At 36.7% G+C, this 14,448-nt stretch carries 10 protein-coding genes; 4 read left to right on the top strand and 6 right to left on the bottom strand.

Annotated elements, in window-relative coordinates; all coding sequences use genetic code 11:
- Positions 1–585: 585 nt before the first annotated feature.
- Positions 586–1,491, bottom strand: a complete 906-nt coding sequence (locus tag KQI21_RS08905; RefSeq protein ID WP_216483841.1) for a hydroxymethylglutaryl-CoA lyase — start codon at positions 1,489–1,491, stop codon at positions 586–588.
- A 974-nt stretch (positions 1,492–2,465) separates the two neighbouring features.
- Here KQI21_RS08905 and KQI21_RS08900 point away from each other — a divergent pair.
- From KQI21_RS08900 to KQI21_RS08885, 4 genes are all read left to right on the top strand, one after another.
- On the top strand, positions 2,466–2,933 hold the full coding sequence (locus KQI21_RS08900; RefSeq protein ID WP_216483840.1) for a MerR family transcriptional regulator: 468 nt from the start codon (positions 2,466–2,468) through the stop codon (positions 2,931–2,933).
- A 29-nt stretch (positions 2,934–2,962) separates the two neighbouring features.
- Entirely contained in the window at positions 2,963–3,178 is a 216-nt protein-coding gene (locus tag KQI21_RS08895) for a YkvS family protein (protein WP_216483839.1), read from the top strand.
- Positions 3,179–3,793: 615 nt separating this feature from the next.
- Complete coding sequence (locus KQI21_RS08890) at positions 3,794–4,579, top strand: enoyl-CoA hydratase-related protein (protein WP_216483838.1); 786 nt, start codon at positions 3,794–3,796, stop codon at positions 4,577–4,579.
- Positions 4,580–4,598: 19 nt separating this feature from the next.
- On the top strand, positions 4,599–5,642 hold the full coding sequence (locus KQI21_RS08885; RefSeq protein WP_216483837.1) for an enoyl-CoA hydratase/isomerase family protein: 1,044 nt from the start codon (positions 4,599–4,601) through the stop codon (positions 5,640–5,642).
- Positions 5,643–5,960: 318 nt separating this feature from the next.
- Here the strand turns inward: KQI21_RS08885 and KQI21_RS08880 are convergent, their stop codons facing one another.
- From KQI21_RS08880 to KQI21_RS08860, 5 genes are all read right to left on the bottom strand, one after another.
- Entirely contained in the window at positions 5,961–7,421 is a 1,461-nt protein-coding gene (locus KQI21_RS08880) for a CoA-acylating methylmalonate-semialdehyde dehydrogenase (protein WP_216483836.1), read from the bottom strand.
- Positions 7,418–8,314, bottom strand: coding sequence for an NAD(P)-dependent oxidoreductase (locus KQI21_RS08875; RefSeq protein WP_216483835.1), 897 nt, complete (start codon positions 8,312–8,314; stop codon positions 7,418–7,420). The genes KQI21_RS08880 and KQI21_RS08875 overlap by 4 nt, the downstream gene beginning before the upstream one ends.
- Positions 8,315–8,328: 14 nt before the next feature.
- Positions 8,329–9,987 (bottom strand): acyl-CoA dehydrogenase family protein, encoded by a 1,659-nt coding sequence (locus KQI21_RS08870; RefSeq protein ID WP_216484291.1) that lies wholly within the window; start codon positions 9,985–9,987, stop codon positions 8,329–8,331.
- 1,533 nt (positions 9,988–11,520) lie between these two features.
- Positions 11,521–11,748 (bottom strand): hypothetical protein, encoded by a 228-nt coding sequence (locus KQI21_RS08865; RefSeq protein ID WP_216483834.1) that lies wholly within the window; start codon positions 11,746–11,748, stop codon positions 11,521–11,523.
- 57 nt (positions 11,749–11,805) lie between these two features.
- Positions 11,806–13,575 carry a sigma 54-interacting transcriptional regulator gene (locus tag KQI21_RS08860; protein ID WP_309245531.1) on the bottom strand — a complete coding sequence of 590 codons (1,770 nt, stop codon included), beginning with the start codon at positions 13,573–13,575 and terminating at the stop codon, positions 11,806–11,808.
- Positions 13,576–14,448 lie beyond the last annotated feature (873 nt).

The raw sequence follows: 14,448 nt of genomic DNA, 5'->3' as shown, positions 1-14,448 counted from the left end.
GATTGCATCACAATCATATAGTAGAATTTAAGATAGGTCAACACTTATTTTTAAGCCAATCAAAATTTGTTTAATTATTCAGCTTCCCTCTCAGGAAAAAGATACTCGTTAAGCCCTTGGTTAGGTACTACCTAGCCTGCGCATATATGTAGGACATGAAATGGATTGATGTTTAAAGTGGAAGAAATACAGATCTTGATTCGAGATACGAGAGAAGGATGTTGACTTATCATAGGAAGGAGGTCGAAGTTTTGCTAGCAGCACAAGCGCTTTAGCTGGACGACGAAGCTACTTTTTAGAAAAACTTGGCTTATCGCCAAGTCTTTAGCGAAAGCCATAGTTTTTCTTATACTATAAACCATAAAAATTTTATACTTTCCTATAGTGTTAGAAAACTTGGCTTGTCGTCAAGTCTTTATGGCGAAAGCTATCGTTTTTCTTATACTATAAACCATAAAGTTTTATACTTTCCTATAGTACAAAAAAGACATCTACCGGGCAGAAACGTAATTACCTTTACAGTGAAAAAAGGATAAAATCGTATTATTTTCACGACTTCATCCCTCTTGATCTGTCTTTCTAACTTTATACTGTTTTTTTATAGTGGTAAGCAAGTACTTTACTAGGAAGTTGCTTGCCAAGCTTATCTTGAATATACAAAGCAGCTTGCCGCATCTTATCTTCTTGTACCCCCGTTTTAATCCCTAAACCGTGCAATAAATACAGTACATCATTAGTAGCTACATTTCCTGCTGCACCTTTTGCATATGGACAACCGCCTAAACCGCCAACTGTACTATCAAAACGGGTTATTCCATATTTTAAACTCGTTAATATATTTGCAATTGCCATTCCTCTTGTATCATGAAAGTGCATAATAATTTTATCCGAATCGTAACGGAGAAAAACAGATTCTAAAAGTGCTTCTACTTGGGAAGGAACTGCAGAACCGATCGTATCCCCTAACGAAATAAAATCAACCCCAGCTTCAAATAGCTCATCGCAAACGCGAATAACTTGTTCCGGATTAATCCTCCCCTCATAGGGACAATCAAAAACAGTCGATACATATCCAGTAACAAATTTATCAGCCGAATTAGCTTCACTGATCACTTCTTTTAAAATAGGATACGTTTCCTCTACTGATTTATTAATGTTTTTCCGATTATGCGTCTCACTTACCGACATAAATACAGATGCGCCATCTATTCCAGCTTCTAAAGCACGCTCTAGACCCTTCAAGTTTGGTACAAGTGCAGAATAACGAACATTAGAATTTCGTTTAATTTTTTTACCAACTTCTTGAGCATCTCTAAGTGCAGGAATCCATTTTGGGTGAACAAACGAAGAATATTCAATTTCACCGACCCCGGAATCTGATAGCATATCAATCCATTTTACCTTATCCTCTGTATCAATAAAAATACTTTCATTTTGCAACCCATCTCTCGGGCCTACTTCTTTTAAATGAATAAAGCTTGGATAATGCATATCGTCTCCTCCTTTTCAATCCATATGAACAGATGCTGATTAACAGAAAATACAACGGAACAAATTCTCCACCGTTTTCTTTTTTGGAATGCGCTTTCAATATAAATATGATAACTATTCCGATTTTGTTTACCCATTCAAGCAAAGGTAAGATTTATCGAGTTTCTTATCCTTCTTTTGTTTTAAACGCCCGATATTACTGATTAAATAAGATACCTACCACATTCCATTTAGTTTCCTTTAGTTCAACTTTGTTGAATTAAGTATATTATAAAAATTCGGATATAGTCAACCATAAGACGATCGTTAGGATCGATAGTCTCAAAATTCATCTTTGTAATAATCTGGATGAACGTCCGTTTAAATATTACAAGTTTTTGTATTTCGTAAATAGTTAAACGAATAGCTATTAAGAGGGGTTTTTTATAGACGATGTTTGTTGTTACGATGTAATATCTTTAAAGCAGTTGCAGATGGTTATGATGTTATCCATTCCATTTTACCGATGCATGTGCTACAAATATTTCTTTAAAGTCATGAACGTTTTGATTTAAAATGGGAAAGACTAAAAATTCTCTATAATTCAAAGTCTTAGGAAAACATGAATATAATCGTAAAGTGAATCTTCAATTTAGTGATTTTCTTTTATCCCTTCTGATTGGTGGTTGAACAGAATAGGGCATTGACTTACAGTTGGATTCTCCACTTATCCTCCTAGGGTTAATCTCGTAGCATGGAGGGGCAGGTCTTACTGCCAATTACATGCGGAATATATATCCACGAAAAATCAGAAATCCACCTCGTTGTGTCTGTGAATAGTTTTCTTTAAATTAGTAGAATTCAGGATTTAAATTACTTATTTATTCCACATTTTTCACACACTATTCCCATGTTAATTAGTTAAGATAATAGTGTAGTTCCTAGTACAGGTAGAAATTGTATTTTAGACTACCACAGAAAGACAGGTGAAAGAAGTGGAATTACTTAACCTTCAGGGGTTATCACATATCGTTGGTATTCCACCATCCACCGCAGCTGCTTGGATTAAAGAATTCAATATGTATGTACCGAAAGTGCAAGATGAGGAAGAAAGTTATTATCTTCCTGAGGCTATTGATGTTTTAAAATTTATTAAGGTTTGTAAAAGCAAGCATTACAAGCAGCATGATATTTCAGAGCGGTTGGCTAATGGACATTTTCCAATCATAGTAGAATGCAGTAAGAAGGACACCCACAAAGAAGAAGTAGATCAGGAATATTATAAAGAAAACATTCGCACAATTATGCAAACTTTAGGATTAACAGTAGCTAATATTGCTAAATTAGAACAATCATTTCAAGTACTAAAACAAAAACAATCTGAACAAGTTCAAGAAATAAATAAATTGAAAAAACAAATTGAATGGCTACAAAGAAACCAAAAAAATGATGAAATTAACTGAGTTCACTGATTTCTTAAGGAGGAATAAACATGTTTAAACCTGATTCAAAAAAAGCTAAACCAGGAGATATAATAGAATTTAAGAAAGAAAATGTGTTACTTCAAGGAGAGGTTTTGCCATCCCATTGCAAAAGAAGTACTATTGTAGACATCTCAAAATCTCGTAACTTAACTAAATTAAACCATAGTTTTCCTACTACTGTTGTAGCCCATAAAAATTATCGTATCGTTGAAAAATATTCCTAACTATAAATACGTTTCAAAAAGTGGATAAAAAGGAACAAGGTTTCTAAGGTCGCAATGTCCTTGAAAAAGAAAAGCGCTTTTTCTTCGTGCGATGTGTCGCTTGCGAAGCTTTTCTTGTCCTTGAAAAATCGCGATGTGTCACTTGCGAAGCTTTTCTTATACTGCTGTACGCTGAACACAAGCACATCTATCTATGTGTCCAAGTTCCAGGCGGCTAGCTAGCTTGGAATAGCTGAGTGTATATAGTTAGGCTTTTTGAACAGCCTATAAGAACTTACAAAACATAATCCATAAAAATCCCCTAAAAAGTTAGTTGCAAATATCTGACTTGAACAGCTATTCCTTATTGTTGAAGGATGTCAACATCATGTATAATTGTATAGACAGTTATACATGATGTTTTTTATTTCCTGATTTTTTTCCATCTCACAACAGTCGTAAATTAACAAGATATGGAACAAAGCGATTGAAAGAAACCCCTAATTAGTTCAGCTTAAGTTCATCAGAAACGAAAAAATGATTCACAGTTTTACTTATCTATTCTAGTAATTTAATTTGGCATCGTATTTGCATCAAGAGAGTAGACTAACTACAAACATCAAGGAGGAGTGTCTTATGGAGTTGAATCATCTCACGCTCACTTACAAAAAAAACATAGCTATATTAACAATGGATGCCCCACCAGCGAATGCATTATCTTCAGCAATGATTACAGAAATGAGAGAAGTACTCAAACAATTACAAGATAACTTAGAAGTACATGCTATTATCCTAACCGGTGCAGGAAGGTTTTTTGCTGCAGGAGCAAATATTAAGGAATTTGTTCCTGCCATGGGTGATTATAATAAAGGAATTGAAATGTCTAAAGCGGGACAAGATTTATGCAATGAATTAGAAGCAATGACAAAACCGGTCATAGCCGCCATTAACGGACCGGCATTAGGTGGCGGGTTGGAAGTTGTAATGGGGTGTCATTATCGAATCGCTTCCGACAAGGCTACACTCGGTCTTCCAGAAGTTAAACTCGGACTTGTCCCTTCGTTTGGTGGCACACAGCGCTTATCCCGTATGACTAGTATTGCTACAGCATTAGAATTAATCCTCACAGGTAAACATATTGACAGTCAAAAGGCATATGAACTTGGCATCGTTCAGTTAACCGTTTCTGCTGATGAGCTTATGTCTACAGCTATTACCATTGCCAGCTCATTTATTGAAGAGAATAGCATGCAAAGTATTACCCGTGCCGTGGAAAGTGTTGTTCAAGGATACTATCAATCTGTTTCTGATGGATTAAAAAGAGAAAATGAAATATTTGGCGAGTTATTTTTAACGGCTGATGCAAAAGAAGGAGTGCAAGCTTTTGTAGAAAAACGCAAGCCCCAATTTCGCCATAAATAGTACATAGGAGGGCATATTAATGACAAACGTATTATTTTCAGTTCATGACCAAGGTATAGCTACCATTACGTTAAACAGACCAAAAGCTATTAATTCATTGACCTATGACATGCTTTCCCCTATCCATAGTAAACTAAAGGAATGGGAACAAGATCCTTCTGTATCCGTTATTATTCTAAAAGGAGAAGGACCAAAGGGATTCTGTGCTGGAGGCGATATAAAAACATTATATCAAGCAAAAGAAAATCCAGGGGCATTTAACAAAGCGATGGAATTTTTTAAAGAAGAATATGATACTGACGCGTTTGTAGCAAACTTTTCAAAGCCAATTATTGCCTATTTAGACGGTATTGTAATGGGTGGAGGTGTAGGTCTATCCTATGGTGCTAGTCATCGCATCGTCACCGAAAGGACAAAATGGGCAATGCCGGAAATGAATATCGGTTTTTTTCCCGATGTCGGAGCAGCTTATTTCCTAAATCAGGCTCCTGGTTTCACTGGACGTTATTTAGCACTTACATCGAGCATTATAACCGCTAGCGATGTTCTATACGCAAAGGCAGCAGATATTTATATGAAGAGCAGTCAATTTGAACCATTTCAGGCTGAACTCAAAAACATGAATTGGACGGAAGAGTCAAACGTTCATCAAAAACTTGACGAATTACTAAAGAAATATACAAGCAAACATGATGATAATGGAATTTTACAAGTTAATCAGGCACTAATCGATAAGCATTTTTCCCATGAAACGGTTGAGCAAATTATTGAATCTCTTGCTTCCGACCCTAGTGAATTTGCTCAAAAAACAAAAGAAACAATATTGGAAAAATCACCTGTTTCCTTAAAAGTAACATTAGCCCAGCTAATTAAAGGCAAAAATAAATCATTTAGGGCATGCCTGGATACCGACTTCATTATTGCCCGCAACTTTTTAAAGTCGGATGACTTTTATGAAGGAGTTCGATCAGTAGTCATTGATAAAGATAAACAGCCAGTTTACAAGTATCAGCAATTGGCTGACGTTCCAGATTCACTTATTGAATCCTTTTTTATACTATAGGAAAGTATAAAATTTTAGGGTTTATCCCGCATGTAAGGTGCCGTAAGATTCTCACTTCAAGAGCCTTTAGTTGATACAAAGGGTCAAAGTAGGAGAAAACGGCACCTAAATGCCCGATTGGTTCAAGGGCCTTTAGGTCATACCCTTGTGGTACTAACATTCAGTAGGAGATGGAAGACAACTCCTACTGAATGAAGTTTCACTTTATAGTATAAGAAAAACTACAGCTTTCACTAAAGACTTGGCGACAAGCCAAGCTTTTCTAAAATGAACGTTGTAAAAAAAGAAATCGCCCTAGCTAGGACGATTTCTTTTTTTTTAGAACCAGCGTTCGGTTACTACCTTTTTTCTCGTATAAAATTGCACACCATCTTTTCCATTCGTACCTAAATCACCGTAAAACGAAGCCTTATTCCCGGCAAATGAAAAAAATGCCATTGGCGCAGGGACATTAACGTTTACACCTATCATTCCTGCATCGATCTGTTCACGGAATGTTTGTGCGTGACGACCGCTTGACGTGTAAATAACCGCACCATTTGCAAACTTTGACCGATTTGTTAATGCAATTCCTGCTTCTAAATCTTTAATACGTACAATACTCAACACAGGAGCAAAAATTTCATCCTGCCAAATCTTCATATTCGGGGTTACATGATCAAAGATCGTTGCACCTACATAATATCCATCCACCACTTCGTCTTCAATATAACGACCATCAACTAATAACTCCGCTCCCTCTTCTACTCCTTTATCAATGTAGCTGATTACTCTTTCTTTATGTGACTTACGAATAAGTGGACCAACAAATGCCGTCTCATCCATTCCATCGCCAACTTTTAATTGTTTTGTTTCTTCTGTCAACAAACCAATAAATTCATCAGCTATTTCATCTACAACTGCTACAACGGAACAAGCCATACAACGCTCACCACTACTTCCGAAGGCAGCACCGATTACACCTTGTACCGTTTTTTCTATGTTGCAATCATCCATAACAATAGCATGGTTTTTGGCCCCTGCAAGTGCCTGAACACGCTTGCCATGTGCCGTACCCGTTTGATATACATGCTTTGCAACAGGTTCTGATCCGACAAATGAAATAGCTTCTATATCCGGATGTTCTAACATCCGATTAACTACTTCTTTTCCACCATGAACCAGATTAAGCACCCCATCTGGAAATCCAGATTGATAGAACAATTCAACTAATCGTTCTGCTAATACTGGAGTTCGTTCTGATGTTTTTAACACAAATGTATTACCACAAGCAATCGCTAATGGGAACATCCACAATGGAACCATCATTGGAAAATTAAATGGGGTGATCCCAGCAACGACACCTAGTGGATAGCGCCAAATCGAACCATCAATTCCACTGGCGATGCTTGGCAAGGCATCCCCTATCATTAAGTTTGGCGTCGAAGTTGCTAGTTCTACCACTTCAATCCCACGTTGAACCTCTCCATCAGCATCTCGTAATGATTTACCATTTTCAAGTGTAATAATTTTTGCTAATTCTTCTCGATGTTGGTTGAGTAACTGAAGATACGTAAACAACAAACGCGTCCGATTAGGAACCGGAACAGCTGCCCACTCTGAAAATGCAGATTTTGCTGCAGCTACTGCTTGATCAACATCTTCTTTTTCGGATAACACTATCTGTGCAATGACTTCCCCAGTCGCTGGATTTGGAACATCTAATGTTTCCGTTCCAGTTGATTCCACCCACTTATTACCAATAAAGTTTTTCACCCTTTTTACTTCTTGAGATATCATTTAGAAGCCTCCTTCAATTCTGATTGTTTTTGTACGCGTTCATAAAGTACCGCCATATCTTTATCGCCAAATCCTTCTTTTTCTACTTCTTTATATAGGGAAAGTAATTTCTGGCTAATTGGTAAATCTAGCTGATTTTTTTCAGCAACATCCATTGCAAATTCTAAATCTTTCCGCAGGAGCTTTAAGGAAAAACCTGGTTTATAATCATTGTTGGCGATAAATGTTTTGTAATTACGTTCGTAAATACGGCTTTGACCATAGCTCACATTGAGCATGGAAAAAAGGTCATCTAAATCTATGTTTTTCTTATTCGCAATATGAAGCGCCTCACTAACCCCTGCTGTATAAAATCCAATTAATAAGTTATTGATTATTTTCACGGTTGTTCCACTATCAATTTGTTCATTTACGTGAAAGATATTTTCCCCAATTATCTTAAAGATAGGTAATGCTTGCTCGTAAACCTCTCGTTTTCCTCCAACCATAACGGTCAGCGTCTGCTTTTCTGCGCCAATCACACCACCGCTTACTGGCGCAGCTATAAAAGGTATCGCCTGTTTATGACAAGCCTCTTCCAGCTTTTGATTCAGCTCAGGAGAAACAGTACTCGTATCAATAAAAATTTTAGTATGATCGCCATTTTCAATGAGCCCATCTTCTCCTAAATATACGTCTTCTACAGCTTTCACAGATGGTAAACTAGTCATAATCACATCACTTGCTGCAATCACATTTGCAATCGATGTTGAAATCTCTCCTCCTTGCTTTTTAAAAGCAACAAGTGTCGACTCACTTATGTCATAACCAATAACACCATATCCTTCTTTCAAAAGACCAGTTGCCATTGGAAGCCCCATATTTCCTAAACCTATAAAGCCTATTTTCGCCATTTTATCCCCCCATATCATTGAAAATAACCATCTTTCGTTATGATTTCAGTCGCTATTTCCTGCTTTTTTTCAAATAAATTGGAATACATCACCGGTAAAGAGCGAATCTCTTGAATTATCTCTTGCTTGGAGCTATTCTCTAACCCATAAATCGATGAAAGCAAAACAATCGCTTGATTTTCTATTCGCATATAGCCTTCTTCAGATAAAACATTAAATAACTTAACGGTTAATGGCTGCTTATCTGCATTTACGGCAATCTCTCCAGCTTTCATGACATAAAGCTCTTCAAGGATATTGGCAAGCCCATGTAAATAAAATTGATTTAGTTCTGTTAAATCAAATCGTTTCGTAAGCGCATTCATAATGGAGTTCAATAGCTGATGTGAATAGCGAATAAATACGTTATCAATCTTTTCTGATTGTTCCATTAGATCAGGTGCTTTTACATATTGTTTTAAAAATGATTTTGTAATTGTTAGACGGTTAATTTCATTTGTTCCCTCAAAAATTCGGTTAATTCTAGAATCACGGTATATGCGTTCAACCTCATATTCCTGCATATAACCGTAGCCACCATGAATTTGAACAGCCTCATCAATGCAATAGTCCAATGTCTCTGAAGCCTTTACTTTATTAATGGAACAATCCATCGCATAATTAGCCAGTACTTGAACAATCTGTGATGGCGATTCTACGTTAATGCCATCTAAGATGCTGGCAGTATAATAAGCAGTACTTTCTGCCCCGTAAATTGCTACAGCCATATTTGCCAGTTTTTCTTGAATCATACCAAATTTAACAATCTCCTGATTAAATTGTTTGCGCTCCTGCCCATATTGAACAGCAATGGCAAGAGATTGCTTGGATGTTCCAATATTAGCAAAAGCAAGCTTTAGACGTGCTAAATTAAGTATATTTAGTGCGATTCGGTGACCTTCTCCAATTTCCCCTAATATGTCTTCCTCCGTAAGTTCAACATCTTCTAAAATAAGCGTTGCTGTCGATGAACCTTTAATCCCTAGTTTCTTTTCTTCTGGCCCTATTGAAACACCAGGTCGTTCCCTTTCCACAATAAAAGCGGTTATCCCTTCTGTTGTATTGGCAAAAACAACATAGACACTTGCAATATGTGCATTTGTTATCCATTGTTTCTCACCGTTTAACACCCATTTGCCGTTTGTTTTTTTGGCAGTCGTTTTTGCATGAAGTGCATCAGAACCTGCATTCGGCTCCGTTAGTGCATAAGCACCTACCCATTCACCGGTGGTCAACTTCGGTAGATAACGCTTTTTTTGCTGTTCTGTTCCAAAATAAACAAAAGGTAATGTGCCTACTCCCGTATGAATGTTAAAAGAAACACTAAATGAACTTCCGTACCCCATTTTTTCTGCAATAAGTCCTGCAGTTCGTTTTCCCATTTCTAATCCACCATAAGCTTCCGGAACATCAGCACCTAAAAGTCCAAGATCACCAGTGGATCGGAATAATTCCTTTGCTACTTCATAATCATAGGCTTCCAGCTTATCCAAGTTGGGATTTACTTGCTCTTCTACAAATTTTTCAATCGTTTTTGCAATAAGCTGTTCTTCCTCACGAAATTCATTAGAATAATCAATTTGTAACAAGTGTTGCTTACTAGGAAAAATAAAGCTTTTATTACGTTTATCCAACCTTTCCACATCTATCCCCCCTTAATACAAATGACATTGCAAAAATCATACCAACTATTTAATATTGCACAAAATAGATGTGAAAGAACATGCTAGTTCACTCCATTTATAAGGTCGCCTTTAATTCTCAAAGAAAATTGACAAAGGTAATTTATCCATATTTTTCTGTTTTTTCACTTCTGAAATTTGGAATTACTATCTATTAAAAGCAAGAAAGAATTTGTTTAATTGTCCATACAGTTAAACAACTATTAGTCAATTGAAGATAGACAATTTTACGAAGTAGCAAGTGACTTTAACTAATCAGTTTTTAGCACTGTTCTTTTCATTACGGCGCGATTATCCACTGATTGACGATTCACTTTATGATTTTTTTTATCCCCTCCGATTGTTAGAATGAACAGAATCGGGCATTTGACTTGCAGTTGGATCTTCCACTTACCCTCTCTCCTATGGTTCACCTCGTAGCATGGAGGGGAAGTCTTACTCAGTTACATGTGGAATAAATTCCCCTATCGAATATAAGAAAAACCTTTTACCAACTTGCATTTCCTAGCAAAGAAAAACAAGGGAATAAAGCCTCAGATACGCATTATGAAATCTGCCGATAATAACGTAAAGATACCTGTTTTTCATTTGTCTCGGTTATCGTAGTTTGCTTGAACCGATACTTAAATCCTCTAGCTTCATAAAGTGAAACTTCACTCAGTAGGAACTTTTTCCTTCATCCCCTACTCAATGCTAGTACCATAAGGGTATGACCTGAAGGCCTTTGAACGAATCGGAAATTTAGGTGCCGTTACCTTACTTAGACTTCTTCGTATTCTCTATGACTCTTGAAGTGGGAGCCTTAGGCACCTTACATTCGAGATGGAATGGATTCCCACTGATTGCCCTTTTGTATTGAGACCCATTGTTCGTTTGCGCCGCCTGATGATGATTACTGTTTAGTAAGCGCCCGCAGCAGTCTGCTTCCAATTCCTTCATATCGGCATTTTTCATCTACATAAAGTGAAACTTCATTCAGTAGGAGTTTTCTTCCATCTCCTACTGAATGTTAGTTGAACGAATCGGGCATTTAGGTGCCGTTTTCTCCCACTTAGACCTTTTGTATCAACTCAAGCTCTTGAAGTGGGAGTCTTACGGCACCTTACATGCGGGATAAAGAACGAATATTTCAACTTTTTTATCTGTTATAAATCCACCGCCAATGACTCCAACAACCTGTGAATTATGTAATGCTATATGGGAATACTTACTTTAATATCGGAAGAAACCCGTTCTTCGTTATACTAATAGATGATGTTCAATGACACATCGAATTTCATCGCACGTTAGAACGTATAAAATTTAAAGCGTTGAAGTTCATTCAACGTAGTTAAAAATTTTTAAGTTCTAAGTATAAGTGTAACTAGGCTATCATCTTTGCTTTACTTGCTGCTAGCCAAGTTTTCTTTATTGACTTGTTTCTTTGTTCCTTGGAAAAGGGTATCCCCTTTTCCTGCCGTGAGAATGTGTTTCGAGGAGGCTTCACTAGTGCTCATATATCTCTAACAACATACACTGCGCTACTTGAAAATACGCCGTCTCGAACTTCTTAGTCTTTTTAATCCTCTTTTTAAACACAAACCAATAGACAATATTTTTATATTGATACTCTTCACTCAATCTACCTTCTACTATTTGTTTCCAAAAAAAAGTACGGATTTTAGCTGTAGGATTTGCATGTTTCACATTCGATTTTTCAATTGATGGATTCATTTTGCTACTTCCATTTTGTTTAATATACCGGCTATTTAAAATATTTTCGCTTTACTTCTAAGCCTTTTTGTTTTTATACCGCGATAGTTTATTGTAAAGGGTGGATCGAGAGACACCTAACAATTTAGCAGCCTGTGACTTATTTCCGTTTACCTGCCTCAACGTTTGCTCAATAATTTCCTCTTCTTCCTTAGATACCTCATCCATAAGCTGCTTCTTTCTTTGTATATGATTTAGTTTTACATCCGCAGTCTCCCGATAAGCCGAAACTTGCATCAACTCTGGCATGTCCCTCAGAGAGATATGATCACTATCTGTTAAAACAAACAAGCGTTCCAACACGTTCATAAGTTCGCGAATATTTCCCGGCCAATGATGATTTCTCATAAGCTTTAACAGCTTTTGATCTATCGTTTTCTCTTTTACTCCATAAATCTTAACTAAAGATTCGAGCTTATGAGCAATCAAAATAGGCAAGTCATCCTTTCGCTCTCGAAGTGGCGGGATATGAATGGGGATTACGTATAACCGATAATATAGATCTTCCCGAAAATCTCCATTACGTACCAGCTGCTTTAAATCTTTATTAGTCGCACTGATCAGTCGAAAATTAACGGATATGGACTTATTTCCACCAATTCTCACTACTTTCTTTTCTTGTAAAACCCGCAATATTTTTGCCTGCATATTAAAAGGCATATCACCAATTTCATCTAGAAAAATAGTTCCATTATGTGCCAGTTCAAATTTTCCCGGCTTGCCCTCCTTATCAGCTCCTGTAAACGATCCTTTTGTATATCCAAATAGTTCAGATTCCATCAATCCATCTGGAATAGCTGCACAATTTACACTGATAAATGGTCCTGCTTTTGTCATTCCTCCATAATGAATTGCTTTTGCAAATTGTTCCTTTCCTACACCGCTTTCTCCGGTTATAAGTACAGTCGCATTAGAGTCAGCTGCCTTTCGGGCAATCTTTTTAGCCTGAGAAATTGTAGGACTTTCCCCTAAAATATCCTCAAAATGGATTTGGTTTTCTTCCATATCTGGTAAAGTAATCTTGCTGTCTATTATGTGTTTGCCATCTAATTTTTCCATTCGTTTCATCGCTTGATATATTTCTGAAGTACCTTCATAGACAAGAATTCCTGCTGCACCGATTACTTTATTATCCTTCCAAATAGGAATACGATGGACAACCAAATTTTGACCCTGAAGACGATGTGCCTGACTACGTTCAGGAACTCCTGTCTTTAACACGACTGGTAATCTGGTGTTTTCAATTACTTCTTCCGCTAATCGACCAACTGCCTCTTCTTTAGGTACACCAACATAGCGACTATATGCTTGATTAAAAAGTTGGATAACACCTTTTTCATTTACTACCGTTAATCCCTCATATGCAGTATCAAATGTCAGCTCGTACCATTGAATAGTCTCGCTTTTATCATTTAATTCTTGCATGATCCGCTTTTGAAAAGTTAGCATTTCTACTTCTGAAAGTTCGCCTATCATTTTTCCACTTTGCCTGTCAACAATATATACAGGGAGATGAGTAATATCCTCCATTAAATAATCAGCAAAAACGGTTGAATAATCACTTTTCATCATGGCGGTAATGGAATTATCCCCCGAAATCTCATCAAGGCTGGCGATCACATCATGAATACGTAAGATTCCATGTACACGTCCTTCTTCTACAACGGGAAGCTCATTCTTTTTATACTGACAGAGAATAGTTAAAGCATCTTTTATCCGCATCGATGGCTGAATAGTAATTGGGCTTTTATTCATCCATGTAGCAACAGTGTAATTTGTTTTCTCCACTCCATATCCCTCCATTATCATATTAAGTTAGCCATATAAGTGCGGTTCAGAAAACTAAGAAATTCAAGACAACATGGTGTAGATCATTGGAATGTATGTCATCACATAGATTAAGTAACAGATTTAAATTATGATACGTTTAATTAATTTTTTGGACTACAAATAAAGCATTGGTCGACTCCAACACATATCTGCATTTTATGTAACCCTTTTCATTTTTGGTTAAACATTCACTTAGAGTGCTTCGTAAGTGAATGCAATAATTAAAAACTACGTTACTATTTACTATGCAGTTTCAATAATGGAAAAAAAGAGCATTTTTCTGAATTATAGCATTATTATTTCTTATTCGCAAACGGCCTCGTAATTTGTTCATCTTTTTAAAGTATTGGGGAAGTTTAAAAACGGAAGGAGGGTAATTATGGGAAAGGTAAAACAAAACTAAAAATAAAAAATACACATTAGCATGATGAACGAAAGCTAGAAATGCTCAGTTAGGACGTAAAAACTGGAGATCTTCTAACGAGATAAAATACTTTATTCAAGGGAGTGCTTTTGTCCTTGAAAAACCGCGCTGCTTATTCAGGAAGTCTTTCTTGTCCTTGAAAAATCGCGATGTATCGCTGTCGTAGCTTTCCTTGTCCTTTCGATCTGAATGATTCGGGGATTTAGGAACCGCTTCTCTCATCAAGATTGCAAAATAATAAGCAAAATTTTTAAATGAGAGAAGTACGACTCCCTACATCCGGGATGCCTCTAAAACAGGGGTATGCCGACACCTGAGTGGTAAGCCCGCTTTTAGTCGGCCTTCCTTTAAATTCGAACCAATGTTGACTGATCGTAGAAAAAAATATCTACCATGTAGAAATGAAT

The sequence above is a fragment of the Virgibacillus proomii genome (assembly GCF_018916875.1).
Lineage (GTDB): Bacteria > Bacillota > Bacilli > Bacillales > Amphibacillaceae > Virgibacillus > Virgibacillus proomii_B.
The sequence above is the reverse complement of the archived record's forward strand: the minus strand, read 5'-3'. Positions and strand labels throughout refer to the sequence as shown.